Here is a 25,919-nt window from a genome sequence, read left to right on the forward strand (position 1 = left end):
GATGTTGTAATCCCAGCATCAAGTACAAGATTTGTGCTGCCCGCTCCGATTCTGAAATTACTATTTTGAGCAGAGCCTGAGGTGCTCGGTACATATTCGGAACCTTCCGCATGCAGAAGCGCAGAAGGGCTTGTGGTGCCGACGCCTACATTGCCGGTGGAACTGATGACCAGCGGCGTTACCGAATTCAGCTTGTCTACAAAAGACAATCCCCCGTTGCTGATGCCGTATATAAAGGGGTTGATAGCCCAGTTGCCGCCGCCGCCCGCGTTAAACTGAAGGCGCAACATGTCGGTAGCTGCAGATGAGTACAAATGAAGCAATCCTCCGGGGCTTGTGGTCCCGATACCGACATTGCCGGTTGTTGGCCATGGATTTGAGTTTTGTGCTTGTGAAACAAACGGAAGTGCCGAAAGAATGGCAATAACTGCCAATAGCATTTTTTTCATGATGTGATAAGTGTTTATTTAGATTCAGCTAATTGAACCCTAACTTTTTATGATTTCTTTTTCAATAATGTTTCGACTTGTTTGCGCAATTCATCTATTTGGTTCAGTAGCATCATATTTACCTCCTTCTGAGTTTGTGCTTCTTTGTCCTTTTCTATCAAATACAGCGTCAACTCCTCCACCTTCTTCAGCAGCAACTTGTTCATTTCACCCAGGTTGAGCCCGTTCTTTTCGACTTCTTGTGCCGATGGCATTTCAGGCAAATGGCTGTTTTTGTCGATGTAGGTTTTCACTTCTGACAAGGTTGGCAGGTGATAATCAGGTTTGAAAACATAATCTGGCAACCCGGTTAGATTAACTTTCACCTCTTTGGAATGAATAGTGCCGTTAACCGATAGTAGTTCGTCGGGAGTTGTAGTGCCGATACCGACATTGCCGCCATTGGGGTTGAGGGACAGCGCATAGTTCGCGCTGTACGTAGACTGATTCCTGCTTTGCAGCCAGCTATACGGGACTGCACCCGAAGTGGTTATTCCCGCGTCCAACGCCAAATTAGTGCTGTTTGCACCAATGCGAAACGTACTGTTTTGCGCGGACCCGGACGTGCCCGGCGCGTATTCCGCTCCCGCCAGGCTTAGCAGTGACGCGGGGGTTGAGGTGCCGATGCCGACGTTACCTGTATTGAGTATGCGCATCCGTTCCGTCTGGCTGCCTATGCCCGTTGGGCTTGAATTGAACAAGATCCCGTTATAGCCGCTCAGGCTGACCACGCTGCCGATTCCGCCATAGGCGAACCCAATGCCTGCTGAATTGTTAGATGCTCCGTTATATAGCACGCTGCCTGAAATAAGATTAACATTGCCATTAACTGTAAGTGGGTCGCCTGTGCTTGCCGTACCTATGCTTACGTTGCCGGAATTGTAATAAATATTGCCGGGTGTACTACCCGACCATGTTTGTGCTTGTGAAATTAAAGGGAGTGCTGAAAGCAGGGCAATGACTGCCCAAAGGTTTTTTTTCATGATGTGATAAGTGTTTATGGTGAGTTTCAACAGATAGAAATCAAATGCATTTACGGTTTCTTTTTTAATAAGGTTTCCATTTGTTTGCGCAGTTCATCAATTTGGTTTTGCTGCTGCTGATTTGCTGCTTCTTGTTGTTTAAGCTTTTCTTGTTGACCTTTTAATTCTTTATCCTTCTCAATCAAATAAAGGGTTAGCTCCTCTACTTTCATCAAAAGCAGTTTGTTCATCTCTCCTACCTTTAGGCCATCTGTAGTCATTTCCTGTGCGGACGGTATTTCTGGCAAATGGTGGTTGGCCAGAACATATTTTTCGATGTCGGCAAGTGCGTTGAGTTTATAACCTGGTTGAAATACAAAATCTGCTCCTGTAGTATTGACAACTACTTCGTTACACCGTGCCTTGCCGTTAACATCCAACAGATAGGAGGTATTCGCTTGTGAGATCTTTCCCAGAAGCATATTGCCACCGGCCGTAATTTGCATAGTCGGTGTACTGCCGGTATAAAATTGGGTCACTATGCCTGTAGCAGCCCCAATATTGAGCTGGCTGTTTGCTGATAATGACCCTACCTCTGTTCCGTTATTCATCATTGATAAATAACCGCCCTGACTGGGGCTTCTACCATTTATAGCAAGTACACCATAATTTCCAACAGCTGGGGGAGTTGTAGTGCCAATACCGACATTGCCACCCTTAATTGTTAAATAAGCATTTGCTGCTGTCCCCCATGACTGAATATCATTATAAGGATCCCTTTCCCACCAGGTTCTCGTATTTATTTGTGGATTCAAAAAAGATGCATCAACTGATACACCGTCATGGAGCCTGGCACTAAACCAATCTGAACCAGCAGTATTTCTAACGGACCATATACCGTTTTGTAACGTATTAGCGCCAACTGCTCCTGCGATAGTTGTTAATAAAATTGCGCTTTTAACTGAAGTACCTAAAACGGAACTATTATCAACCGTTAATACTTTTTGCCAACGTTGGTAAGGATCATTGTTTGTTTTTCTGAAATATAGATTTTGATCAAAGAAACTTCCTGCAAATTGCATCGCAAAGTTATTATTAACATTTGTATGCCTAACATCTAACAAATGCCACCAGCTACTTGCACCTGCCGGATAGTTGGTAGGAGCTGCTGTTTCAAAAAATCCGGATGCACCGCCAACCTGAGCACCAGCATCATCGCGAGTTTGCGTGGTTTGTGCGGACGAAAGTTGTACTGTCGCCAGTACGGCAACGAAAGTTGTGTAGATTTTTTTCATGATGCGATAAGATTATGTTGTTATAGTTTTTTACGGATTTTCTTCACTAAAGGTTTCAATATTTCAGTATGCCTATCTAAGCAAACAAGCAAGAATAGGCGCTAACTTATTCTAATTAAAAACTGAATACTTAAACTTGGTTGAAGGATATCTGAAGAGTGATTTCATTGTGATGGAATTAGGTAAGGTTATATTTATATATGTTTTGTGCCCTAAGTTAATTTGCTTTTTAATATTTTCAATGTCCACATAAATTTATTTTTTACCCCATCGTTACCATGATAATTACAAATATTGCTATCCTATTTCAAGGTGATGGTGGCAAAAGTATGTCAGTAATTACACAAAAAAAGCCTTTAGGCTTTCACCTAAAGGCTCTCCGGCTTCAATAGTCGGGATGAGAAGATTCGAACTTCCGACCTCCAGCACCCCATGCCTTTAAGGCAACTGTTTTCATTAACTAAAAACCGCATTTTATAGCTAAAATAGCCATTTTTTAGTTTTGTGATTGTGTATTTTTAAGTTATTTTTTGCTATTTTTGACTTAAATGTTAGACCTATGTTAGACCTAAAAAGTTGATTTTTACCTTATAAATGGGCTTTTTAATGGTTAAATTTACAAAATGTTAGACCTAATATGGCAATTACGACGAAACTAATGTTGAGAATCAACAAAACGCTTCCCTCTGGCGAACATCCGATCATGTTCCGGATAACAGAAAACCGGAACAACTACGAGGTGTCTACGAAAGTTAGCTCTACGAAAGAGAATTGGAATAAGGCATCACAATGCGTGCTGGATTCGCATATCAATCATAAATCTATCAATGCGCTGCTTAATAATATTAAGGTTAAGGCCACATTCTATTTTGCCAATGTTCCCGACGACCGGTCACCACGGGTCAGTGAAATTAAATCTCTTGTTGAAAAGCTGACAGGCGCGGTTAAAACAACGCCTAAATTGATGCTTTTGGAGTTTTTTGACAGCGAGGTCGCACGCTTAAAATCAATGGAACGATATGGTTATGCAGGTGTTCATATTGTGACCCGCAGCCGCCTTAACAAGTTTATGAAAGAAAAAGACATGAACTTCGAAGATATTGATGTTAATTTTTTGCGCCGGTTTGAAGATTGGCTGATCAAGAACAATATTGCAATCACTACACGGAGCATCGATTTTCGGACATTCCGCACCGTTTGGCGTAACGCAATGAAAGAAAAGATCTGCCGGGAAAACCACTATCCATTTAAAGACTTTTCCTATTCGAAATATAATGCCCCAAAGACCAAAAAACGGGCAATTAGTGTCGAACAGATCAATAAAATAGTGGAATTAAAACTCGAAGACGATAAGTTAATCAATTCGCGCAATTATTTCCTGTTCAGCTATTATTGCCGCGGATTAAATTTTGCTGACCTGGCCAGTCTTAAATGGACAAATATCAGGGACGGATTTATTAACTATGTTCGTGCAAAAACAAAAGAGGAGTTTGATTTTAAACTACATCCCGAAGCTCTTAAAATACTCGATCATTACCGTGTCCTGGAAGGCAATAGTGATGCCGGTTACGTTTTTCCGATACTTTATAAACGTCACGCGACAGTGCGGTCACAACGAGACAGGAGACTAAAAATATTGAAACGCGTTAATAAAGATTTGAAAACCATGGCCGGGGATGCTGAAATACAAAAAAACCTAACTACCTATGTTGCAAGACACAGTTATGCTTCTGCATTGAGGATCAAAGGGCTATCGAAAGAAGATATTGGCAAGTCTCTTGGTCACGATAGCATTAAAACCACCGAAATCTATTTAGATGAAATTGGTGATCCGTTGTTTGACGACAGGATCAACGAATGTATTTAAACATTCTTATTTTTGCGGCAAGCCAATGATAACCATATTGTAATACTAATAGCAACTAATGCAGGAGGACAGCCATACAGAATTTAAAAGTAGCTTTAACGATGCCGTTATTGAGAGTTTGGTCGCTTTTACCAACACCAAGGGCGGCAAAGTGCTTATCGGCGTAGATAACGAGGGCAACCCTGTAAAGTCATTTACCGTCGGAGGTGAAAGCCTTCAGAATTGGGTAAATGAAGTTAAGAATAAAACGCAACCCAGTATCATACCCGATGCGGAAATAGTTACCATACAAGGGAAAGATGTGGCTTCCCTATCCGTTCAGGAATTTCCAATAAAGCCGGTTTCCTTTAAAGGCCGATATTTTAAACGAGTAAGGAATTCAAATCATCAACTTTCATTGACTGAAATTTCGGACCTTCATCTTAAATCTTTTAATTCAAGTTGGGATAGCTACGTTAACCCAGAATATGCAATGGACGCTTTGTCACTGGATAAAGTACGTGGCTTTGTTGCGATGTGTAACAAAGACAGGGAGGTTCGCATTGAAGATGATCCTTTAACGGTACTTACCAAATTTGAATTGATCAAAGGGTCAGGGGTTACCAATGCCTGTTACCTGCTATTTTCCAATCATGATATTTTTTCTGCCACTATAGAGTTAGGTAGATTTGATACCGCTACAAGTATCAAAGATAGTTTATCGGTTCGTTCCGATTTATTTACCGAGGTTGAAGATGTTATTAATTTTGTGAGGAAGCACATCAATAAGTCCTATATCATTTCAGGCGACCCGCAGCGCGAAGAACGATGGCAATACCCCATACCAGCGATCAGAGAAATCGCTATTAATATGATCGTCCATCGTGATTATACGCATTATGGCGACTCTTCGGTCAAGATATTTAATGACCGCATCGAATTTTTTAATCCGGGGAGGTTACCTGATGATATATCCATTGCCAAATTATTGAGTGGTCAATATATTTCTCAAGCAAGAAATAAAAAAATAGCCGCAACATTCAAAGAAGCCCAATTGATAGAAAAATATGGTTCCGGAATTAAACGGATTCAGGAAGCGTTTGCTGATTATGGGCTAAAGCCCCCTCTTTTTGAAAATATGCAGCATGGTTTTCAGGTCACAGTATATTCTGCCGCTAAATTAACGTCGGAGAAAACGTCGGAGAAAACGTCGGAGAAAACGTCGGAGAAAACGTCGGAGAAAATTCTTTTAATGGTAACACAGAACCCAACCATTACCATTGCTAAACTTGCGGCAAATATAGGCGTTTCAAACCGCTCAATTGAACGGAATATAGGCAAGCTACAGAAAGAGAAAAAATTAGAACGAATAGGAGCCGATAAAGGTGGGTTTTGGCAGGTCTTGTAAAACTATGAGGGATTAATAGGGAATTAATGAGGGATTAAAAGTGGTTAATAAAACCGTGGCAACACAAAAATAAAGTAATTTGGTTATGTATAATGTCACCAATTTTGATCCGATTTTGTCAACTAATTGAGCATGTATTTTCTAAGCCTGCCGAATTTTCACCCCAATAGGGGTATCAATACAGACAACTACCATAAGGCCGTTTTTTTGTCATCGGTTGATGGGTTGTTCGAGCGTGACCAATCAGCATTCAATTATGGCGGCATGCTATTCCCTTTCAAGGAAATTTTTTTAAGAGAAGAGCATTTTTTTGTTAGTGAGATTAACCTGCAAAAGCTGTTCGACCCGTATAACCTCGATCAACTATTGCGGGAGAATAGCTTTCCGGTCAGTCCTGAACTGGTGGAAGAAATCAAGGCCCAGTTTTTTAAAGGGTATACTGATGGCTTGCAAAACTTCGACGGGGAGATCGGTTCTTTTTTCTTTTCATTAGCCCCTACGGAACAGCTTAAAGTGCTGGTTGATTTTATGAATTATTGTCATCACCACTTGTATTTTGAAGGCTTTGTCATTCCTGAAGTTTTATATAGCCTGGGGTATATCCAGGCTTGTATGGTTCAATCATACAAAACCTATCAGAACTTATCCAAATTATCTGTCAAAGAAATAACCGGCGAACCATTAATCGAAGCCACCCTGGCGGCAGAACCCGCAGTTTTAACGGTACAAAATACCGTGGTGCAAACTAACGGAATACACAAGATCGCGCTCAGATATCCTGCGGGCGAGATCATCAAGCTATGGCAGGTATTACTCGATATCCATCGTTGCAAATCGGTGGCAATACTGCCGTTTTTTAAGACCGAAAAAGAGGTAGAAAACTTGTTGGGCGAACTGTTTGGAACGTCTAACAACGCCGGCGTCTCCTTACCCGATAGGGAGCACCGCTATTATGAATTATCTTCCGATTATCAGCCTATCCTCTGCCTGCTGATGCACGCTACCTATAAGCTTAACCATACCTTTACCCGTATCAAACTTGAGCCGTATTCGGCACTGCTAAAACAATCTTTTTCCGCTTTCCAAGGCATTGAAAATGTAGCCGACATTTCCGGCAACATCACCAAAAAGAAAGATGCCGGTATTATGTTGTTGGGGGAAATCAAAAGTAGCAAATACGCTAAAAATGCATTGAAAATCTTAACCAAGATCAAAGATTACCGGATTAAAGCCTAACTACGTTCAACTTCGTTCAGTATCGTTGGGCTTTTTTAGCATTGTTTTGCTTCATCAATTTTTTTACGATGAACGAAACTACATTTATTACAACCCTATCGACCGATCAACTCAAGGAGCTGATTGAGTCATCCGTTAAAAATGCCGTGAGGGTGAACCCAAACAGCAATCCACAGGACGATACTTTACTGGACACCAAAGAAGCCGCCAACCTTATCAAATACGAGGTTACTTCTCTTTATGGTTTAGTCAAAAGGAACAAAATCCCCTTTTGTAAAGTTGAAGGCAAGCTTTTATTTTCCCGCAAACAATTACTGGCTTGGATATCCGCTGGCAATCATCCGATAAATCAAAAGCAAGGTCGGTTATGAATATGAATTGTAACCAGGCCAGGCAAATCTCGATAATCGACTACCTGGCTAAATGTGGCTTCCGCCCGCAATACATTAATGGTGTTAACCATTGGTATCTCTCGCCGATCCGGGAGGAAAATACCGCTTCTTTTAAAGTCAATACTCAACTCAATGCGTGGTTTGATCATGGCATAGGAGTTGGCGGCAATTTTATCGACTTGGGTATCCGGCTGCATCAATGTACAGTAGAACAATTATTAAGCCGGTTAAGCACGGGAGATCGTTCACTTTCTTTTCATCGGACGGTAAAGACTACAACGACTGAACCGGAACGTAAGATAAATATTATCCAGACCGGCGAATTGCAAAACCTGACGTTAATAAAATATCTGCATGAACGTGCAATAGATTATTACACGGCTAAAGCCTGGTGCAAGGAGGTATTGTTTACATTGAACGAACAGCGTTACCTGGCTATCGGCTTTAAAAACAACTCGGGTGGCTACGAACTGCGTAATGCACAGCTTAAATTATCCTCGTCCCCCAAAGATCTGACCTACATCGATCAAGGAGCAGACACGATTCACGTATTTGAAGGCTTTACAGATTTCCTGTCTTTGCTAACGCTAAATGGCCGCTATATGCCCGGCGATTTCCTGGTGTTGAATTCACTCAGCTTTGTGGGCAAAAGTTTGGAGATTTTGCGACAACGTCCTGCTGCCAAATTGTACCTGGATCACGATAAGGCGGCAGCAAAAGAGATGGCTTTCATTAAGCAAACAATTCCGAATGTAGAGGATGCCAGCCGCTTTTATAGCGGCTATAAAGACCTTAATGCCTATCTCAAAATTCAGCAGCAGCAGAGCAGGGGGTTGGGCTTATGAAGGGGATCGGCAGGACAGTATCGGCAATTCCGTTTTTGCGGAGCCAGCTATGTTTCGGCCCTGCCGAAACTCGCTGGCCCCCCTCATGCTATCGCATTCGGGGGGATTTTTTGAGGACATTGATAAGATCGGATTTAGCTATATAAACATTTAACACCTATTTATTTATATGCAAAAGATAATTAAAAAGAGAACAGGCAATAAGGGTGGCAGGCCAAAAGCAGAACTTAAAAGAAACACACACTTAACCGTTATGTGCAATATCATTGAAAGGAAGATCATACAGTCCAATGCCAAAAGTGCCCGCACCAATGTATCTGTTTACCTGCGGGAATTAGGTTTAAATGGTCGTGTCAGGATGGTGGTTAAAACCTTACCGAAAGAGGTGCTGCAAATTACCGGAATGCTCAATCACATGGCTGCTAATTTGAACCAGATCGCAAAAAAGCGAAATAAAGGGGAAGACCTGAATGCGCTGGACAGAGCATTGCTAAACCAGGAGGTTAGAGCCATACAGGAGGTAGTAAAGGACGTTAAATTCTATTTGGTATGATAGGAAAAATAGCAACGGGAAAAAGTTTTCGGGGTTGTATGCAATATCTGCACGAGGGTAGGTTACAGGAAAATGAGGAACTACAAAAGTTGGAAATGGAAAAGAAACAGGCAGAAGTGATTTATTATAATCAATGTTTTGGCAACAAGAAAGAATTGATCCGGCAGTTTGTTGAAGTCAGTAAGCTGAACCCTAACGTTAGCAGGCCTGTATTTCATATGTCAATCAGCCTGGCGCATCAGGACGCCAATCGGTTAGACCGGCAGGACAAAGCGGATATTGCCGCGGCGCTGGCCCAAAAGTTTGATTTTGCGGATAAACAGTATGTAGTCATCACACACGCTGATACCGACCACGAACACCTGCATATCGTGGCCAACCGAATCGGTTATGACGGGCCGACGGCCAGTGACAGCAACAGTTATAAGCGCATGGCGGAATTTTGCCGGGAAATGGAACGGAGCTATAAGCTGACACCAGTGTTAAGCCCGAACAAATTTTTGAAAGCAGAACAACGTGTAGCACAAAGTCAGCGAGTAGACCAGCGCAAAGAAACCTTGAAAAAACATTTAGGCCATGCAATCAAACAATGTGCAAACATAAGGCAGGTCAAAAACTATATGGAAAAACAAGGGTATGCCGTAGAGCTTGGCAGGGGTATCGCTTTTACCGACCAGCAGCAAGTTCGCTTCAAGGGCAGCCAGGTTGGATATGCCTTACTGGATATTGAAAATAAACTTAAACAGGAACAAATGAAACAACAACAGCAAATCCAACAACAAAAACGACAGGAGGAATTACTTAAAATGCAGCAACAAGAACGTAAACAATCTCATGGTATAACCCGATAAAATTAAAGAAATGGAAATAGACCAATCTACCCTGATGACCATATTAAAAGATATGGTGGAACAGGATATCAAAACGCAACAGTTTATGGAAGCCGAAAAAGAAGCACGTCAAAAGCGCGACCAGGTTATAGACGGGCTGATAGATCAGATTAGGAATTTTAAAGTAGAAGCACCAAAGCCCGATCTTTCGCTGGTCGTGGCTGCCATCGATCAGGGCTATCAGCGAATTACCTCAGCCATAGAGAAAAAGCCAATGTCAATTGAGCGGAAGCTGAAGATCAACCTGTTCCCCGAAACCAATGTAAGAGAGTATTACCGAATGGTTTTCGGTAGGCTCTTTTTCTGGGGGCTGATGTTTTTAATTGTCATATACCTCGGCTCCTTTATCAACCGGTCGATAGATGCCTATCAAGCCCACCAATACAACAAAGAGGGTAACGCCTGTATTTCGGCCTGGAATGAGGTCTACGCTCAATCGGGAAAATTACAACGGGAAAGGATGTCAAAAGCTTTGGCTAAGGCAAAAGAAGAACAGCAATAACAATTATTTAATCACTTATAATTATTAAATTTGATAGACGTTATGGATAAGAGTATGGAAACACAATTTGTGACAGATGCCACCGGGACACCAGTTAGGGTAGTGATGGATTACCAGGATTACGTTAAGATAGCGGAACAATTGAACCTGCCATTAACTGCCACTTCAACGGTACAGGAACGTAACCCACTCGATTGGTATTCATTAACCGAGAGTGCTAATTCTATTTTAAATGGATTAGTTGCCCTTGCTTCAAGAGAGCGCCGGAATGAACTTAATAAGGTAAAGCCAGATCAGGATCGTGTCAAAGAATTAGAAACCCTACGCGATGAAGGAATTAAGGTGAGCCGGGACACGGAAACATTTTCCAGTTTGGAAAAGATGGAGCAGGTCATAGAAAAATACAGTCCGATTTTATTAGCTGAGAAAAAAAAACTCCAGATTTAAGCAGCGAGGTAGCCGTCGACTTTACGGCGTCATTAAAAGGACTATACACCGTAAATCCCGATGAGTTCAACCTGATACAAGGTGATATTATCGATGATCTGACGCGCGGCATTCTGCCATCAGACAGCCCTACTGTAATTATTTTAGGAGGTCAGCCAGGTGCTGGTAAAACAGAGTTAGAAAAGCTAGCCATTAAAGAGTTAGGCGGTCAGGTGATCAGTTGTAATGCCGATCTGTTCCGTGACTATCATCCTAAAGCGGAGGAAATCAAAAACAGGTACGAAGCCTACTATCCTGAAATAACTGTCAAATATGCACATGATTGGAATAATGGCCTGCGAAGTTATTGCGAAGCCAACCGGCTGAACTATATCCTGGAAACTACATTCTCGTCCGGGCCTGCTATGAACAGGACCATTGCTGAATTACAACAAAAGGGTTATCGTGTGGAAATCAAATTGCTGGCGGTTCATCCGCGTTTGAGTTTATTAGGTACCCATATCCGTTTCGAGGACATGAAAGCCAAAGAAAAGGGCGGAAGAGCTGTCGGTAAAGATGCCCACGATTCCAGGTACAATTTGGTTGCGCCAACCTTATTTGCAGTACAATCCGAATCGCTATATCATAAGTTGCAGATTTATGGACGCGCGGTCGATGCGCTCGAAGGCTCCTATAAAGAGGGGGTTCATCTGCTGGGCACTAATCCACCCAATGCTGTGCAGTTATTCCAGGAAGAGATTGATCGCAAATGGACAACCAATCTGAAGTTATATTTTGATCAACGGGTACAACTGGTGCTCGATCTGATGAAAAAGCGGAATGCCGATGAAAAAGAAATCAAAGCATTCAAAGCGGAGATGAAATCGGAATACCCGACCCAGAAACAGCTGCAAGCTCAAATGGCGCAGCAAATCCAGGAGCAGAAAGTGACAGAGTTGCTGGACAGACGTTTGGCAGGTGAACTACCCCATATTGATATTGCAGGTACCGACTTTACGATTGACTGGCGGTTAAAGCAAATACGGGAAACAGCAGTCCCGAGTAATCAGCTTGAATTTAAAGATATGGAGTTATCAGCGTCCGGTGACACTTACTTATGTTTTTATGATAACAAAAAACATAGCCTGTACGAACCTCCTGAAAATATTAAGGCATTGCCTAAAAATGTAGTATTGCTGGAAATACCTAACGAAATTAAGCTTGATCCAATTGCTGTAGCAAGAGAACATGGAATTGACCATGTTGCGCTGCTAAAAGAAAATCCCATTCAATGCGAATTAAGGGCCATTGTTAAACCTTTATCTGAATCAGGCTTACCAAATCTGATCGCAGAAAACCTAAAGAACGAGCAACTAATAAAAAAAGGGAGGGGCTCCGGAGAAGATTTAGACCAAGGCTATGACCGTGGCCCGTCATTAGGCCGATAAAATCAACGAAGGAAATGCCTTAAACATTTCCTTCGTTTTTTGATCATAAAACAGGTACTCTTTCGTTCAATTTGTAGTGTTTACGATTAATAATAAAAATGTCTGAACAACCTTTCAAACCCATTTTTGAGCGATCATTTAAAGAAATGCAGGAATTATTAGAACGAGTCATCCAAAAAGTAGAGCAAGAACTTCTTGATAAGGGCTTATATATCAGTTATAGGGATGAAAATTGCACGACCCCCGACCTGTTCATGCACCGTTATATAGACGGACGAAAAGAAATGGAATAACTGCCATTCCTTATTCACCTGTGCCGCGAAGATAGCCCACCGCCGGGATAAAAAGTAAAAGCTATACAAGCGGGCGGGAGTTGTTCGCTTTCAGCGGCCCCGCCCGGCCTTGACTTTTTACCCGGCTCGCGCTGTTGGTTGCTTAACAGTTGAATAAGGGATCGTGGGTTCACCAGGTTGCAGACCTGTCGCCTGTAGTTAAAACAGGTACTATATTTTTTCTCGTACAAATAAAGAGACAGTTAAGCGGTGCCCCCCCAGAATTCTACCTATAGATTTTCGGTAACTTGAAATGCTTACAACAGTTAGGCCCAAATCGCTGCAATGCATACCATTCATGCCTAATACGATCAAGAAATAGCCTCATTCCCGCCTGGTCTATTCATTTTTCTTTGCTTCCAAAATTGATAAACAGAACCCGCGATAAACAGTATAAAAAGTGTCAATAGCGTTTTGCCTATCAAGGGATCATTGATGCCTTTTGCTAAAGGGTGTCCGATGGGAATACGGGTAAAAGTTTCGTTGACCGTCGGAACCAACGACAGGAAGAAGGTAAAGGACAAACAAAAGTTTTCGAAATAACGAGCCCTGTTATTACCTTTTTTCCGGGAAAAAAGAAAAAAGGCAACCAATACTAAAACAACAATAAATAAGGAACCCACATGCCCTGGGTTAAACCCTCCATGTTTATATATTCCTAATGCCGTTAAACAAGCAATGATTGTTCCGTAAAAGTATATTTTCCCGGATAACTCCGCCAGATTGATTTTTCCATACTTTACCAACGATATGACTGCGGCTACAATGGCCATGATGCCAATGATCGTGTGGAAGATTCCTAAATTTGATAATCCCATTTTATTGATGTTTTAGTTTAAAGAATAAATTTTATTGGTTTATAAAGGCTTTAATTTTTTCAACGGGTAAATGATCGCCTACAAACTTTCCATAATAGGCCATATGTACAATACCGTTTTCGTCAATTAAAAAATCAGCACCTATCGTATTGCCATTCCCGTCTTGTTTTATTGCTGTCTTAAATAATTTCTTGCCCTGCTTCGCTTTACCTATAGCACCGTGAAATATTCCGGTCAGCGTCTTGCCTGTACTTTTATCTATAGTGTATAATTGATAAAGATCTTGTTCCGGGTTCGGCACCATGATGGCATACGGATCTTCACCATCTAAATATTTTCTCATATTTTCCGCTGAACTTTCATAAACAGCCAAAACGATCAAATTTTTTGATTTAAAATATTCAGCCTGTTCTTGTATTTGATGAAATCGAAGATTGCAGATCGGGCAACCTACGTTTCTGTAAAATGTCAGCAGGACTTTTTTGCCTTTGTAATCTGCCAGGCTTAATGTTCTGCCATTCACATCTTTGATCGTAAAACCAGGCGCTGCTTGTGCTTCTTTAATTTTCATTTTAGTTTTGTTTACGGTGAATGATTGAATGGTCAGCGACATGACTGCTATAGCGATTAATAATAATTCATTCCGTTTTATTGATCTTTTCATGATATGGAAGCGTAAATGGTATGTCCGTATTGACGATACAAAAATGCCTGAGAAAAAAAGGGAAGGCTTGGTGAATTAGTTCAATTATTTGGCAATCTGGTTCAAAAAGCACCCCTAAATTCTGATACTTAGAGGTGCTTACGGATGGTATTAGCTATTATCGCGCAATTTGAGCCAGTAATAGCGCTAATGAATCCGGTTTTGAAAGGAATGGGGAATGGCTTGTATTTAATTTGTAGACCGATCTCACGCTGGTGGCCGAAATCATTTGATCTTGCAACGCAGGTGTTACAGCATGATCCTGCAAGGTCTTGATATAAAACTTGTCAACAGAGCCAAAATTCGAAGCTGTTAATGTAACCGGGGTGTTCAGCGGGGCTATGGGTTCTGCCCTGTAATTTTGCAAAACAAGGTTTTGCATAGTGGGCGTGCCATCCTGAATAAAGATGTTCACAATCTGATCTTGTTTCACGTCAACTGTGGGCCCGCCAGTAAAAATCAGATTCCCCAGCATGGGATTGAGTTGAGATTTCGCATCCATCGCTGATAAACTTTGCAAGGATTGCCCGGAAGTTGGCAAATAGGCCGCTACATAAATCAGTTTCTCGATCTTTGCAGGTACTTGTTCTGCAACTGAGGAAATGACAATTCCCCCTAAGCTATGACCAACCAAAATAACTTTTCCATCAATCTGTGAAATCGCATCAACCACTTTGTTTTTATAGTTTTCTAACAATATACTCTGTGGCGGAGTTTGGTCGCTGCCGTGACCAGGCAGTTCGACCACTGTGACGTGGTTACCGTCCCTTTCAAGATTGATTTTAACCGCATCCCAGGCATAAGGCCCCTGCCAGGCTCCATGAACAAGGACGTAATTTTTGGGCACCAAGCTTGGTTCATCATCCTTCTTTGAACATGAAGATAAAATAAATAGGCAGGCAAACAACAAAAGGGGTAATACTTGTAGTTTTTTCATTTTTCTATGTTTTAATTTGACTGTCATTATTGACAATGCAAATTTGTGATAGAAAAAAAACAAGCATTTGGGGAATCAGCTCAATTATTTGGCAATTTTGTTCATCCGGTAACTGCTCGGTGTAACATTGTATTTATCCAAAAAACTCTTGGAAAAATTTGCCAGGTCGTTAAACCCACAGTCAAAAGCAATGTTGGTAATGCGCTCATCCGAAACGATAAGTAATTCGGCTGCTTTTTCAAGCCTTTTAGTTTTCATATAATTGGCAGGCGTGTCATGGTATAATTTTGCGAATTCCCGTTTGAATGAAGAAACACTTAAATTATTGCGTTGTGCCAACTCTTCAATGGTAAATTGCGAAAACAAATGTGCTTCTATTATTTGTTTGAAAGTATAAGTAGTTGGTGAAAAAAGCTGGGATAATATTACTTGTACTGCCCCGGCATTTTGTGTTTGCGAGAGTAAAAGTATGATCTCCTTTAACTTTAAGATCAAAATATCTTCATTGACCATTGAAGGATTTTTAAAATAAAATAATAATCCTTCAATATATTTTTGAATTAAAAAGTCATTACTGATTTGCTCAATTGACTTGTTCGATACTATATTTTTGGGCGGTTGAAGCAATAAAGGCAATTCCCTGTCATAAATTTTCTTTAAGGTATCAGGATGAAAATTAACAATGACGATTTCGTTGGTATGGTCTGCATTTGAACTGCTTATCTGTTTGCCGGAGTTGATGCAATTTAGAAATAAGGAATGTTTGCTGGGGATATTTATTTGTTCGTCATCTACCTGATACTGCATTTCACCTGCTAATAGGTATATAAAACAGGCATTATCCGTAACCGGAAAGGTAAATTTAAACGGTGGTTTTAACACCATCCTTTGCAGGAGTGTTTTTCCAAATAAATCATATTTTTTATGGTCGATGATCATGTCAACTCGATATTTATAAAGGAGTTACAGAACTGCAAATATCAATTATAAAATTCTCCAGGATCTTGTTAAACTCACTTGGTTTTTCCATCATTGGCGCATGACCGCATTGTGAAAGAAACACCAATTTGGCATCGGGCAACATCCTTTGAAAATCTTCGGCCACATTTGGTGGGGTCACATGGTCATCGCTGCCCCATATCAGCAGTACAGGCAGGTTTATTTGCGGCAGCAAGTCCGTTACATAACTGTTCTGTGTTCTTTTTGATGTTCTGATTATCCTGAGGCACTTCCTGTTATCACCAACAATTTTAAATACCTCATCAACCAGTTCATCAGTTGCTATAAACGGGTCATAAAAAGTGTTGGCAACGTGCTTGCGGATAAATGAATAGTTATGACGCTTCGGAAAACTTCCCAAAGCGTTCTTTTCGTACAAACCTGAGCTACCGGTTAAAACCATTGAACTTACATTTTCAGGTTTAAGGTGTGCATAAAGAATCGCCAGATGACCTCCCAGCGAATTGCCGACAAGTATCACTTTTTTTAAACCAGCGTCGTCAATGTAGCGTTGCAGCCAATTAACTAAATACTCCAATTCATCTTCTTTATGTTCGTCCATTATTGGCAATAGTGGAACATGCACGTCATACGCCTGCTCAAAGTGGTCAATAACAGCTTCCCAGTTACTTAAACCACCGAATAATCCGTGTAATAAAATAATACTTTGTCTCATTTTTTTTAACTAAGTCTTCAAAAATGATAGGCACATGTTGATCGTATCATCAAATATTTTTTCGTCTGTCCCAAGCTTTACGCTTACCCGTAAGCCGCTAATGGAGTTAATTACAAACTTTGCCAATAAACGTGCGGTATGCTTGTTAGTGAAGATCCCTTGTTGTTGCCCTTTTTTGATGACTTTATAAAACGCATTTTCGGTATCGCTCATGATCGTTTTGGCTATCTCAGAAATTTCCGAATCAGCCGGGTCCATTTCAATGGCCGTGTTTACCCAAAAACAGCCTTTGGTATGGTTTAGATCAAATGTTTCCTTTTTTATAAAATCAAATAAGCTTTTGATATAAGTCTCTGCATCGGTTATCGTATTCGCGCTTTCTATTACCGGGTCTATCCACTCTTTTCGGTATTTCATCAGGCATTTTAAAAACAGGGAATGTTTGAATCCAAAAGTGTCATAAAGGCTTGAACGACTAATACCAAGTTCCTTTACCAGATCTTGTGCAGAGGTAGCATAATAGCCTTTTTCCCAAAACAAATTCATTGCCTTGCTCAATATTTCCTGCTCGTCAAACACTTTTGTTCGTGCCATATTTTGTTATAACTGGATGCTATATTTTGCAAATATACAATAACGGAACGATTGTACAATAATAATTTAACCGACCTTTAACAATACAAACAACTGATTTTAAAAAGTTAGCGCAATAAGTTGGCCCGAATAATTGATTTAAAACCTCTTTTTCTATTTTTGAAATGTTATGATTCTACAGTACTGCTCCGGCCTACATTTAGAGTTTTCCCAAAATGAAGCTTATATAGAAGCCCAGCCAAATCAACCCATAGGAGATATTTTGATATTAACAGATGACATTACATTGATGGGAAGGTAAATTGATTGATAAAATTGAGACACCGATATTAAGGATTTCAACATACATTTGTCCATTGGTTAAAACAATTTTTGAAAGACTTTCTTTTGAAACGTTGTTTAATTGAACAACACAAGTTTGAGGAAATGACATTTTTTAATTAAATAGTAAGTGATCGGCAACCCTGTTTTTCGATAACGTAACGGTTATTATTTAAATCGGAGAATGGGCTTTTTCCGCTAAAAGATGGACTAAATTGCAAAAACTTGGTGTCATTCCTGCGAGTACCTGGACATCCGAGATCAATCGATCATCTTGCTCTGAAAATGTCAGGCAGGCAATTCCATTAATTACACTTTGACCATATTGATTTGTTGATTATAAATGGCAATTTCCCTAATTACTTACACCGAAGTACACGGAGCAGTTTGTCAAGCTTCGCAGAATATCTACTTGGTTTATTATATATTTTTGAAATGCGTTGCACGGTGATGCTTTAACAAACCAGAAAATTTGAGCTCCAACGGACTGAGTAATTGTATGCAGAGTTTAATATCCTCTAATGGCATGTCGTTATAAAATAAATAGTTAACGGTTTTAAGCTCTTCATAGCAGCCTTTCAATATACTTTTGCCTTTATCAGTCAATAACAATCGCTTACTACGTTTGTCATCTCCATCTTTATATTCCTTGACGTATCCATTTTTAAGCAAACGGTCAATTATCAATAGGCCCGAAGACAGTTCATTGAAGTTTGTGGCGACTACTTCGGTTTTCTTCGGCAGATCTAAATGGCCTATAACATTGATATAGAGGAAATCATCAAAACTTTTCAGTCCGACCCGTTTTAGTGCTGCTTCTGCATAGATGCGATAAAGCCGGGTAATTCTATCGGATAGTTTGGCGAGTGTCTGGTCATCTTCAGGAGGAACTACGCCGCCAAGGAACTGTTTTTCTTTTTCCTTCTCTCTTTCTTTTGTGAGATAAAACCTGCAAAAATCCCCAAGGCTGCAACCCGCGTGCGCTTCCTCGTAAGTAGCCCATTGGGCAACTAATTCGGCTGTTAAATTCATATTACATCATTTATGTTGTAAATATATTAAATTTTACAACATTTATTTTACAACATCTCTTTACCTCTCTAATTTTGTACCTATGAAAACACATATCATTGTTACCGGCGGAAGCGGTTTCTTGGGAAAAGAAATATGCAGACAGGCAAGTAGTCTGCATATACCGGTAGTTAGCTTATCAAAGTCTGGTAAACCCAGTCAAATCAAAAGTGAAGATTTTGCAACAGTTACATGGGTGAAAGGGGATGTCTTTGACCATGCCGCATGGGATAATTATATAGCGGATTGTCGTGGCATAATCCATTGTATAGGGATACTTCATGAACAGCCTGAAAAAGGCATCACCTATAAAAGGGAGATATTCGAAACGGCGCAGGTTATTGGCCTTATGGCCAAAACAAATGGGATTAACAATCTGGTTTATATTTCTGCTGGCGCAGCTGCACCGGGTACGCCTGATGGATATATGAAAAACAAGCTGGAAGCTGAGGATTTTCTACAATCTCTTAACCTACATCTTACTGTGTTAAAACCCGGGATGCTTTATGGTCCGGATTCGCCCGAGACATTGACTGAAAATGACCAGGTTCAAAAGTTACTTCTTGACCCAAAAATCCGTCCGCATTTATATCCTCACCGTCCTTTGCCCGTCAGTTCAGTGGCTCGGGTGGCATTGGAGGCAGTTTTGGGTAACGAAATAAACGGTAAATTAAGTGTTGACGATATAGAAAGGCTGGCCGCAAATGAATAACACGTATCTCATAAAACGAATGAGCTGGGTACCATTAAACTTCTACATGAATGTTTTATACTGTTTTGGGGCCAGTCTGATAGATAGTTTTGTCATTTACCCGGGATGGAGATCAATTAGCCCGGCAGCTTTTATGGTATTACACCGGGATCAATCACCCTGGATAATCAATACATTGGTCATACCTCTGTTTATCACGACATTATTAAACGTACTATTACTTTTTGTAAAGCCGTTATTTATCCCAAGAAAGCTGGTCATTATTTCGTTAGCCTGCATGTTAAGCAACTGGGTCATGTCGGCACTCATACAAATACCCGCGCATCAATTCTTGCTGTTACATTATGATAGTGAAGTGCTTGACAGGCTGCTGTGGACCAATTATATCCGGGTTATGCTACAGGTTGTTCAGATGGTAACCGTTTATAGGATGATGTCTATTCATTACTTTTTCAACAAGGGGCAATCGTAAATGGTGTCTGATATGCGCGTTAAATTTCTACTGAATAATTTTTGCCAATGCTAAGGTGAAATATCATTCAATCATCCATAAATCGGCTCGAAAAACTTACCACTGGGTCGCTTTGTAACCAATAATTCCCACCGATTTGTTTTAGTTAATTTACTTAATTGTAGAAAGGTGTTCTAACCGGCTCCTTGATCCCCGCAAACCCATTTATTGCCTGGCGTAGCCGGGCATTTTTGTTTTACACTCCATGCAATGAACTTTGTGGTGTTCTAAATTTCATTAACCCCGGAATACGCCATCATTGTAACCGATACGGAAGGCAATAATTTGGTTTTTAATAACCGTGAGGATGCTGAAGCAGAAGCGGCAGATTGTCAAGATGGGTTAATAGTCGAGATAAGATGAACCCAAAAATCGCCCGCTGTTGCTCCAAAGACGGGCGTTGCTGTCACAAGTAAAGTTTCAAAAGGACAACTTTAGTTATTTATAAAATCCTGATAAGTATCATCGTGGAGATGAACCAGACTACCGGATGCGGCGGCTGTCGGAGAACAATTATGTTGCATGAGAAACCTTTAAACTATTTTTAAAGGCCTCTCAAGCGATCTGAAAGCAAATCTTAATTTTTTCCCGCATAAACCATAGTTTGACCGCCATCTACAGTCAATTCAATACCAGTAATGAAACTGCTGGCCTGAGATGCTAAAAAGACAACCGCGTTGCCCATATCTTCGGCAGTACCGACACGACCAACGGGTATTTCATGGGTAACACTATCTACATAATTCTGTACCTGCTGCTCTGTCATCCCCTGTTCAGTACGGTAGCCCTCTGTTGGAACAACACCAGGGCTTAGGGCATTCACGCGAATTTTTCTGTCCCGCAGATCATTTGTCCAACTTCTCGCAAATGAACGGACAGCCGCTTTTGTTGCTGCATAGATGCCGAAGCCTTTAAGCCCCATATGGGCGGTAATGGAAGCGTTCAATATGATTGAACTGCCATCGTTTAGAATAGGCAGCATAGTTTGGACGGTAAAAACGACGCCTTTCACATTGACATTATAGGTTTTATCCAGATATTCTTCGGTTACTTCCTCTAAGGGTATTGGATTGCCGCCACCCGCGTTGGCGAAAACAATATCCAGTGAACCCTTTTCCGTCTTAATCATGCTTGCAACTTCCTCCATTGCCTTTTTACTGGTAACATCCGCCCTGATTGCCCGAACGTTTTCGCCAAGCTTCACTAATGCAGCATCTAATTGTTCTTGTCTGCGCCCTGTGATATACACAAATGCACCTGCTTTTAGCAGTGATTTGGCGGCTCCAAAGCCGATTCCTGAATTGCCACCGGTAACCAGGGCAACTTTTCCTTTTAATACTTGAGTTTCCATTTGATTGTTTTCTAATTTATTTTCACGATGTATGTTTAACACCACAAAATTAGATCATCATTGGTAATCATTTCTAAAAGTAATCAAATCGAAAAGTATGATAATCAAATCTAAACTAACTGAACCGCCTTAGCCCGGAATGATTTAGGGATGGCTCCGGTTACCTTTTTAAAATGATTATTAAAGTAAGTCGGATATTCAAATCCAAGCGCATAAGCAATTTCAGCTATACTCCATTCCGTGTGTAATAAAAGGGCTTTGGCTTCTGTTGTTATCCGTTCGGCAATATGAACCGTTGTAGGTTTACCTGTAACCTCCTTAACCGATTTATTAAGGTAATTAACATGAACGTTTAAATGCTGTGCAAATTCCTGTGCAGTCCTCATTTTGAGCGGTTCATTGATGGTTTCTATCGGAAACTGCCGTTCCAATAATTCCAGGAATAGGAATGCCACTCTGGATGCCGCATTTTTGTATTTCACTAAATGATCCTGCGGGTTCATTTTAAGTGCTTCCTGAATAATCAGATGTAGATAACTACGAACCAGGTCATCTTTATAAGTATAATCAGATGCTTGTTCTGCCAGTATCTTTTTGAATATCGTAATCAAAAACTCTGTTTGCTGCTCGTTAATTGCTACCACCGGAGAATTAGCCAGTTTGAACAAGGGGGATTCATGATGGCTACCGGGGCGATCATTCAGTTTTAAGAACTCTTCTGAAAACAGACAGGCATAACCTGTCATCATCTCCGATTGGATATGAGAAGAATAAGGAATATGGGGATTTCCGAAAAAAAGAAAAGTACCATCTATATCTATACTGCGGTCAGCATAATTTAATAAAGTATGCCCGCTGATCAGGCACACCTTATAAAAATCCCGGCGACCATAAATTGGGATCGGATGTACCCTGGTTTCTACCTCGTAGGCTTTAAAACCCTTCATTTGTAAATCACCTACCGGATATGCTGCCAATTCTGCTACTTTTTCATTCATAAAGCAAAGTTAATATAATCAAAGCTGAATTTATAAAAACGGTAGTCTCCCATATTTCAGGTCCATAATTTAAAATTGATTTGATTATTGTACTTTTTGGTTTGATTGTATTTAAAAAATGTTTGGTTTTGGCCGCACCTTTGTCCTATTCAAACGAACAAAAAATAGTTATGAAAACAGTTAAATTGAATAACGGAGTGGAAATGCCAATTTTAGGATTGGGCGTATTCCGGGTTTCAGATCCGCAGGAATGTGAGGACAGCGTTTACGAGGCTATTAAAGCGGGTTACCGCCTGATAGATACCGCAGCCGCCTATGAAAATGAAGAGGCAGTTGGCAGGGGTATTCAAAAAAGTAAAGTTGACCGGAAAGAGCTTTTTATAACCACTAAGTTATGGGTTCAGGACGCTGGTTATGAAAGCACCAAAGCGGCTTTTGCTAAATCATTAAAGAAATTACAGTTAGAATATCTTGACCTGTACCTGATCCATCAACCGTTTGGCGATATCTATGGTTCATGGAAGGCAATGGAAGAATTATATAAAGAAGGTAAGATCAGAGCTATCGGCGTGAGCAATTTCTATCCTGATAGGTTAGCCGACTTGTTGGTTCATAATGAAATAGTACCTGCGGTAAATCAAATTGAAACACACCCGTACTGGCAGCAGGCAGAAGCGCAGCAATATTTGAAGGAAAACCATATTCAAATTGAATCATGGAGCCCCTTCGCACAAGATAAAGAGATTTTCAATAATGAATTGCTGAAAGGTATCGCTGCAAAGTACCAGCGTTCGGTTGCACAAATTATTTTGCGTTGGTTAACCCAACGTGATATTGTAGTAATCCCCAAATCGGTGAATAAGGATCGCATCATTCAAAATTTTAATATTTTCGATTTTGAGCTAAGCTCTGAAGATATGGAAGCGATCAAAACGCTTGACACAGGCAAGACCACCATTTTTGACCACCACGATCCTGTTAAAGTGAAATTTCTAAGCGGCTACCGTTTTAATATATAGGATAATCAAACAAAACATAAACAGATAACAACATTTAAAATTATAATTATGAAAACAAGAAAATTAGGAAGTCAGGGTTTAGAAGTTTCGGCCGTTGGTTTAGGTTGCATGGGAATGAGTTTCGGCTATGGCCCCGCTGCCGATAAAGATGATATGATCAGATTGATCCGTCATGCAATTGAAAAGGGTGTAAGTTTATTTGACACTGCTGAAGTTTACGGCCCTTTTGTCAATGAAGAATTGATAGGCGAAGCCTTAGCCCCATTCGGCCACGAAGTTAAAATCGCCAGCAAATTCGGCATCAAAGTAGAAGATGGCAAACAGGTAATGGATAGCCGCCCAGATACCATCAGGAAGAGCATTGAAGGTTCATTAAAACGTCTGAAAAGAGATGCGATAGATCTTTATTACCAGCACCGTGTTGATGTGAATGTGCCTATGGAGGATGTGGCCGGAACGGTTAAAGACCTGATACAGGAAGGTAAAGTAAAATACTTCGGTATGTGTGAAGCAGGTGTGGATTCGATCCGCAAAGCCCATGCGGTGCAACCCCTGACTGCACTGCAAAGCGAATTCTCTTTATGGTGGAGAGAGCCGGAAGAAACGATCATTCCGACACTGGAAGAATTAGGAATTGGCTTTGTACCGTTCAGCCCGCTTGGTAAAGGGTTTTTAACAGGCAAGATCACAGAAGATACCAAATTTGGAGACAAGGATGTACGTGGAAATTTTCCGCGCTTTCAAAAAGAGGCTATAGAAGCTAACCAGGCATTGATAGACCTGATCGGAAAGATCGCCAAAGATAAAGATGCAACCCCTGCACAAATAGCTATCGCCTGGGTGTTGGCGCAAAAACCGTGGATCGTTCCAATACCCGGTACAACTAAAATTCACCGTCTGGATGAAAACCTTGGTGGCGTTGAAGTTGAACTAACGACGGCTGATCTGAAAGAAATTGAAAATACCGCCTCACAGATCAAGATCGTTGGCGACCGCTATCCGGCAGCTATGCAAAAAAGCATCAACCGGTAATAACAGAAAATAGATCCGCTCAAACCGGACAGGTTTTGCAGCAGAACTTAAATCAAAACAAGAAAATTCCGACAATGGAAAAGATAAATGAAATGCTGGATACAAGGCAGCAACACCTGGTAAATCTATCGGCCTTTACGTCCAAAAGTGATGTGAATCATCTTAAAATAGCTTTAAATGAAGCATTGGATGCCGGGCTGACGATTAATGAAATTAATGAGGCACTGGCACATCTGTATGCCTATGTTGGCTTTCCCCCAAGTATCAGAGGGATACACTTATTCAAAGAAGTAGTTGCTGAACGGGAAGCTAATGGTATTAAAGATGACAGGGGGCGTGAAATTACACCGATCCCGCAAGACAGCAGTAGATACGAAAGGGGTGAAAAAGCCCAAATGATCGTAACAGCCATGAGCGCTGAGCAACTCAAAACGCTGTTTGCATTTAACCCGCTGATCGATGTATTTTTAAAAGAGCATCTTTTTGCAGATATTTTTGACAGGGACATCCTCAGCTTTATTGACCGTGAAATTGTAACGGTATCATCATTGGCAAGTTTGCACGATCCGTTTGTACGTTCACACATTGGAGGTGCTTTGAATGTTGGGGTTACTGAACCGCAATTGCAGGAAGTATTCTCTATTATTGAAGCTCGTATCGGGAAAGAAGAAGCGGATACCAGCAGAACCGTATTAGCAGAAGTAGTTGCTTCCAGAAAATAGGAGATTTTAGTTAAAGGAGATATGGCAAGAATATTTATTACAGGTTCGGCAGATGGTTTAGGGCAGATGGCTGCGAGCGCACTGGTTGAACAGGGACACCAGGTCGTGCTGCACGCCCGTAATGAAAGGCGGGCACAGGACGCACTCAGAAAGGTTCGCGGCGCAGAAGCTGTATTGACCGCTGACTTGTCCAGTATGGAAGAAACGAAAAAGCTGGCTGCCGATGTTAACGCTATGGGCAACTTTGACGCGATTATTCATAACGCGGGTGTTTATCAGGTGTCTAATCTGGAACTCAGTATTGATGGTTTACCGCTACTGCTTGCGGTGAATACGATTGCGCCTTACATTCTTACCAGCTTGATCAGAAAACCTGAAAGGCTGATCTACCTGAGCTCGGGAATGCACTTACAAGGTGACCCCACGCTCAAAGGCCTGCAGGGAAATAAACCGAGGATCACTTATTCTGATTCCAAGCTGCATGACCTGATGCTGTCCAAAGCCGTTGCCAGAAAGTGGGCCGGTGTCCATTCCAACGCGGTTGATCCGGGTTGGGTGCCGACAAAAATGGGCGGGCATGGTGCGCCTGACAACCTGGAGAAAGGATTTCAGACGCAGGTTTGGCTGGCGGTAAATAATGATCCCAAAGGTTTGGTAAATGGCGGTTACTTTCATCATCAAAGAGAAGCCAATTATTTATCCGGTGCAGATGATGTCAACGTTCAGGAGCAATTTCTCTACCTGTGTGAGCAAATCAGCGGTGTTCACTTTCCCGCAGAGCAGGATTTAAGGTAAGTGCACATCTGTCCATTCAATTAAAAAGAATTAAATC

At 41.0% G+C, this 25,919-nt stretch carries 28 protein-coding genes; 16 read left to right on the forward strand and 12 right to left on the reverse strand.

What is annotated here, in order from left to right:
* The 3 genes from AC07M6_RS16425 to AC07M6_RS16435 form a co-directional block, all read right to left on the reverse strand.
* Positions 1-449: hypothetical protein (locus AC07M6_RS16425; protein WP_494891253.1), on the reverse strand; the 449-nt coding region annotated here is incomplete at its 3' end.
* Positions 450-496: 47 nt separating this feature from the next.
* Positions 497-1,471 carry a hypothetical protein gene (locus tag AC07M6_RS16430; RefSeq protein ID WP_494891255.1) on the reverse strand — a complete coding sequence of 325 codons (975 nt, stop codon included), beginning with the start codon at positions 1,469-1,471 and terminating at the stop codon, positions 497-499.
* Between the two features lie 50 nt (positions 1,472-1,521).
* Complete coding sequence (locus AC07M6_RS16435; protein WP_494891257.1) at positions 1,522-2,745, reverse strand: hypothetical protein; 1,224 nt, start codon at positions 2,743-2,745, stop codon at positions 1,522-1,524.
* Between the two features lie 637 nt (positions 2,746-3,382).
* Here AC07M6_RS16435 and AC07M6_RS16440 point away from each other — a divergent pair.
* The 11 genes from AC07M6_RS16440 (at position 3,383) to AC07M6_RS16490 (ending at position 12,584) form a co-directional block, all read left to right on the forward strand.
* Positions 3,383-4,612 carry a phage integrase SAM-like domain-containing protein gene (locus AC07M6_RS16440; RefSeq protein ID WP_494891259.1) on the forward strand — a complete coding sequence of 410 codons (1,230 nt, stop codon included), beginning with the start codon at positions 3,383-3,385 and terminating at the stop codon, positions 4,610-4,612.
* A 58-nt stretch (positions 4,613-4,670) separates the two neighbouring features.
* Positions 4,671-5,999 carry an ATP-binding protein gene (locus tag AC07M6_RS16445; protein WP_494891261.1) on the forward strand — a complete coding sequence of 443 codons (1,329 nt, stop codon included), beginning with the start codon at positions 4,671-4,673 and terminating at the stop codon, positions 5,997-5,999.
* A 132-nt stretch (positions 6,000-6,131) separates the two neighbouring features.
* Positions 6,132-7,235, forward strand: a complete 1,104-nt coding sequence (locus tag AC07M6_RS16450; RefSeq protein WP_494891263.1) for a hypothetical protein — start codon at positions 6,132-6,134, stop codon at positions 7,233-7,235.
* A gap of 68 nt (positions 7,236-7,303) precedes the next feature.
* A complete protein-coding gene (locus AC07M6_RS16455) occupies positions 7,304-7,606 on the forward strand; it encodes a helix-turn-helix domain-containing protein (RefSeq protein ID WP_494891265.1) in 303 nt (100 codons plus the stop codon).
* A complete protein-coding gene (locus tag AC07M6_RS16460) occupies positions 7,603-8,472 on the forward strand; it encodes a DUF8464 domain-containing protein (RefSeq protein WP_494891267.1) in 870 nt (289 codons plus the stop codon). Before AC07M6_RS16455 ends, AC07M6_RS16460 begins: the two co-directional genes overlap by 4 nt.
* Positions 8,473-8,641: 169 nt before the next feature.
* Positions 8,642-9,025 carry a plasmid mobilization protein gene (locus tag AC07M6_RS16465; RefSeq protein ID WP_494891269.1) on the forward strand — a complete coding sequence of 128 codons (384 nt, stop codon included), beginning with the start codon at positions 8,642-8,644 and terminating at the stop codon, positions 9,023-9,025.
* Between the two features lie 95 nt (positions 9,026-9,120).
* Positions 9,121-9,876 carry a relaxase/mobilization nuclease domain-containing protein gene (locus AC07M6_RS16470; protein ID WP_494891271.1) on the forward strand — a complete coding sequence of 252 codons (756 nt, stop codon included), beginning with the start codon at positions 9,121-9,123 and terminating at the stop codon, positions 9,874-9,876.
* A gap of 10 nt (positions 9,877-9,886) precedes the next feature.
* Complete coding sequence (locus AC07M6_RS16475) at positions 9,887-10,417, forward strand: hypothetical protein (RefSeq protein WP_494891273.1); 531 nt, start codon at positions 9,887-9,889, stop codon at positions 10,415-10,417.
* 42 nt (positions 10,418-10,459) lie between these two features.
* On the forward strand, positions 10,460-10,864 hold the full coding sequence (locus AC07M6_RS16480) for a DUF2408 domain-containing protein (RefSeq protein ID WP_121196791.1): 405 nt from the start codon (positions 10,460-10,462) through the stop codon (positions 10,862-10,864).
* A 113-nt stretch (positions 10,865-10,977) separates the two neighbouring features.
* The gene (locus tag AC07M6_RS16485; protein ID WP_494891965.1) at positions 10,978-12,291 is read left to right on the forward strand and encodes a zeta toxin family protein; all 1,314 of its coding nucleotides are present in this window, start codon (positions 10,978-10,980) and stop codon (positions 12,289-12,291) included.
* Between the two features lie 98 nt (positions 12,292-12,389).
* Entirely contained in the window at positions 12,390-12,584 is a 195-nt protein-coding gene (locus tag AC07M6_RS16490; protein WP_494891275.1) for a hypothetical protein, read from the forward strand.
* A gap of 350 nt (positions 12,585-12,934) precedes the next feature.
* Here AC07M6_RS16490 and AC07M6_RS16495 read toward each other — a convergent pair whose 3' ends face one another.
* The 7 genes from AC07M6_RS16495 to AC07M6_RS16525 form a co-directional block, all read right to left on the reverse strand.
* A complete protein-coding gene (locus AC07M6_RS16495) occupies positions 12,935-13,441 on the reverse strand; it encodes a hypothetical protein (RefSeq protein ID WP_494891277.1) in 507 nt (168 codons plus the stop codon).
* A 31-nt stretch (positions 13,442-13,472) separates the two neighbouring features.
* On the reverse strand, positions 13,473-14,105 hold the full coding sequence (locus tag AC07M6_RS16500; RefSeq protein ID WP_494891278.1) for a redoxin domain-containing protein: 633 nt from the start codon (positions 14,103-14,105) through the stop codon (positions 13,473-13,475).
* A 157-nt stretch (positions 14,106-14,262) separates the two neighbouring features.
* On the reverse strand, positions 14,263-15,081 hold the full coding sequence (locus tag AC07M6_RS16505; protein ID WP_494891279.1) for an alpha/beta fold hydrolase: 819 nt from the start codon (positions 15,079-15,081) through the stop codon (positions 14,263-14,265).
* An 84-nt stretch (positions 15,082-15,165) separates the two neighbouring features.
* Entirely contained in the window at positions 15,166-16,020 is an 855-nt protein-coding gene (locus AC07M6_RS16510) for a helix-turn-helix domain-containing protein (protein ID WP_494891280.1), read from the reverse strand.
* Positions 16,021-16,033: 13 nt separating this feature from the next.
* On the reverse strand, positions 16,034-16,756 hold the full coding sequence (locus AC07M6_RS16515; RefSeq protein ID WP_494891282.1) for an alpha/beta fold hydrolase: 723 nt from the start codon (positions 16,754-16,756) through the stop codon (positions 16,034-16,036).
* Between the two features lie 9 nt (positions 16,757-16,765).
* Complete coding sequence (locus tag AC07M6_RS16520) at positions 16,766-17,350, reverse strand: TetR/AcrR family transcriptional regulator (RefSeq protein ID WP_494891283.1); 585 nt, start codon at positions 17,348-17,350, stop codon at positions 16,766-16,768.
* 741 nt (positions 17,351-18,091) lie between these two features.
* Positions 18,092-18,703, reverse strand: coding sequence for a MarR family winged helix-turn-helix transcriptional regulator (locus tag AC07M6_RS16525; protein ID WP_494891284.1), 612 nt, complete (start codon positions 18,701-18,703; stop codon positions 18,092-18,094).
* Between the two features lie 82 nt (positions 18,704-18,785).
* Between AC07M6_RS16525 and AC07M6_RS16530 the strand changes: the two genes are divergently transcribed.
* Complete coding sequence (locus tag AC07M6_RS16530; RefSeq protein WP_494891286.1) at positions 18,786-19,454, forward strand: SDR family oxidoreductase; 669 nt, start codon at positions 18,786-18,788, stop codon at positions 19,452-19,454.
* A gap of 1,088 nt (positions 19,455-20,542) precedes the next feature.
* Here the strand turns inward: AC07M6_RS16530 and AC07M6_RS16535 are convergent.
* Both AC07M6_RS16535 and AC07M6_RS16540 read right to left on the reverse strand, forming a co-directional pair.
* Complete coding sequence (locus AC07M6_RS16535) at positions 20,543-21,316, reverse strand: SDR family oxidoreductase (RefSeq protein WP_494891288.1); 774 nt, start codon at positions 21,314-21,316, stop codon at positions 20,543-20,545.
* Between the two features lie 110 nt (positions 21,317-21,426).
* Positions 21,427-22,314: a helix-turn-helix domain-containing protein gene (locus AC07M6_RS16540; protein WP_494891290.1), complete on the reverse strand. Its 888-nt coding sequence runs from the start codon at positions 22,312-22,314 to the stop codon at positions 21,427-21,429.
* 101 nt (positions 22,315-22,415) lie between these two features.
* Between AC07M6_RS16540 and AC07M6_RS16545 the strand changes: the two genes are divergently transcribed.
* The 4 genes from AC07M6_RS16545 (at position 22,416) to AC07M6_RS16560 (ending at position 25,882) form a co-directional block, all read left to right on the forward strand.
* Entirely contained in the window at positions 22,416-23,333 is a 918-nt protein-coding gene (locus AC07M6_RS16545; protein WP_494891292.1) for an aldo/keto reductase, read from the forward strand.
* Positions 23,334-23,381: 48 nt separating this feature from the next.
* Positions 23,382-24,365 carry an aldo/keto reductase gene (locus AC07M6_RS16550; RefSeq protein ID WP_494891294.1) on the forward strand — a complete coding sequence of 328 codons (984 nt, stop codon included), beginning with the start codon at positions 23,382-23,384 and terminating at the stop codon, positions 24,363-24,365.
* 74 nt (positions 24,366-24,439) lie between these two features.
* A complete protein-coding gene (locus AC07M6_RS16555) occupies positions 24,440-25,087 on the forward strand; it encodes a carboxymuconolactone decarboxylase family protein (protein WP_494891296.1) in 648 nt (215 codons plus the stop codon).
* A gap of 21 nt (positions 25,088-25,108) precedes the next feature.
* Positions 25,109-25,882, forward strand: coding sequence for an SDR family NAD(P)-dependent oxidoreductase (locus tag AC07M6_RS16560; protein WP_494891298.1), 774 nt, complete (start codon positions 25,109-25,111; stop codon positions 25,880-25,882).
* Positions 25,883-25,919 lie beyond the last annotated feature (37 nt).

The sequence above is a fragment of the Mucilaginibacter sp. GW821-FHT07H05 genome (genome assembly GCF_059418485.1).

Excerpts from the sequence above, each read along its gene's own strand:
- AC07M6_RS16430 (WP_494891255.1), bottom strand. The coding sequence starts at position 1,471 with ATGAAAAAAAACCTTTGGGCAGTCATTGCCCTGCTTTCAGCACTCCCT.
- AC07M6_RS16435 (WP_494891257.1), bottom strand. The coding sequence starts at position 2,745 with ATGAAAAAAATCTACACAACTTTCGTTGCCGTACTGGCGACAGTACAA.
- AC07M6_RS16440 (WP_494891259.1), top strand. The coding sequence starts at position 3,383 with ATGGCAATTACGACGAAACTAATGTTGAGAATCAACAAAACGCTTCCC.
- AC07M6_RS16445 (WP_494891261.1), top strand. The coding sequence starts at position 4,671 with ATGCAGGAGGACAGCCATACAGAATTTAAAAGTAGCTTTAACGATGCC.
- AC07M6_RS16450 (WP_494891263.1), top strand. The coding sequence starts at position 6,132 with ATGTATTTTCTAAGCCTGCCGAATTTTCACCCCAATAGGGGTATCAAT.
- AC07M6_RS16455 (WP_494891265.1), top strand. The coding sequence starts at position 7,304 with ATGAACGAAACTACATTTATTACAACCCTATCGACCGATCAACTCAAG.
- AC07M6_RS16460 (WP_494891267.1), top strand. The coding sequence starts at position 7,603 with ATGAATATGAATTGTAACCAGGCCAGGCAAATCTCGATAATCGACTAC.
- AC07M6_RS16465 (WP_494891269.1), top strand. The coding sequence starts at position 8,642 with ATGCAAAAGATAATTAAAAAGAGAACAGGCAATAAGGGTGGCAGGCCA.
- AC07M6_RS16470 (WP_494891271.1), top strand. The coding sequence starts at position 9,121 with ATGGAAAAGAAACAGGCAGAAGTGATTTATTATAATCAATGTTTTGGC.
- AC07M6_RS16475 (WP_494891273.1), top strand. The coding sequence starts at position 9,887 with ATGGAAATAGACCAATCTACCCTGATGACCATATTAAAAGATATGGTG.
- AC07M6_RS16480 (WP_121196791.1), top strand. The coding sequence starts at position 10,460 with ATGGATAAGAGTATGGAAACACAATTTGTGACAGATGCCACCGGGACA.
- AC07M6_RS16490 (WP_494891275.1), top strand. The coding sequence starts at position 12,390 with ATGTCTGAACAACCTTTCAAACCCATTTTTGAGCGATCATTTAAAGAA.
- AC07M6_RS16495 (WP_494891277.1), bottom strand. The coding sequence starts at position 13,441 with ATGGGATTATCAAATTTAGGAATCTTCCACACGATCATTGGCATCATG.
- AC07M6_RS16500 (WP_494891278.1), bottom strand. The coding sequence starts at position 14,105 with ATGAAAAGATCAATAAAACGGAATGAATTATTATTAATCGCTATAGCA.
- AC07M6_RS16505 (WP_494891279.1), bottom strand. The coding sequence starts at position 15,081 with ATGAAAAAACTACAAGTATTACCCCTTTTGTTGTTTGCCTGCCTATTT.
- AC07M6_RS16510 (WP_494891280.1), bottom strand. The coding sequence starts at position 16,020 with ATGATCATCGACCATAAAAAATATGATTTATTTGGAAAAACACTCCTG.
- AC07M6_RS16515 (WP_494891282.1), bottom strand. The coding sequence starts at position 16,756 with ATGAGACAAAGTATTATTTTATTACACGGATTATTCGGTGGTTTAAGT.
- AC07M6_RS16520 (WP_494891283.1), bottom strand. The coding sequence starts at position 17,350 with ATGGCACGAACAAAAGTGTTTGACGAGCAGGAAATATTGAGCAAGGCA.
- AC07M6_RS16525 (WP_494891284.1), bottom strand. The coding sequence starts at position 18,703 with ATGAATTTAACAGCCGAATTAGTTGCCCAATGGGCTACTTACGAGGAA.
- AC07M6_RS16530 (WP_494891286.1), top strand. The coding sequence starts at position 18,786 with ATGAAAACACATATCATTGTTACCGGCGGAAGCGGTTTCTTGGGAAAA.
- AC07M6_RS16535 (WP_494891288.1), bottom strand. The coding sequence starts at position 21,316 with ATGGAAACTCAAGTATTAAAAGGAAAAGTTGCCCTGGTTACCGGTGGC.
- AC07M6_RS16540 (WP_494891290.1), bottom strand. The coding sequence starts at position 22,314 with ATGAATGAAAAAGTAGCAGAATTGGCAGCATATCCGGTAGGTGATTTA.
- AC07M6_RS16550 (WP_494891294.1), top strand. The coding sequence starts at position 23,382 with ATGAAAACAAGAAAATTAGGAAGTCAGGGTTTAGAAGTTTCGGCCGTT.
- AC07M6_RS16555 (WP_494891296.1), top strand. The coding sequence starts at position 24,440 with ATGGAAAAGATAAATGAAATGCTGGATACAAGGCAGCAACACCTGGTA.
- AC07M6_RS16560 (WP_494891298.1), top strand. The coding sequence starts at position 25,109 with ATGGCAAGAATATTTATTACAGGTTCGGCAGATGGTTTAGGGCAGATG.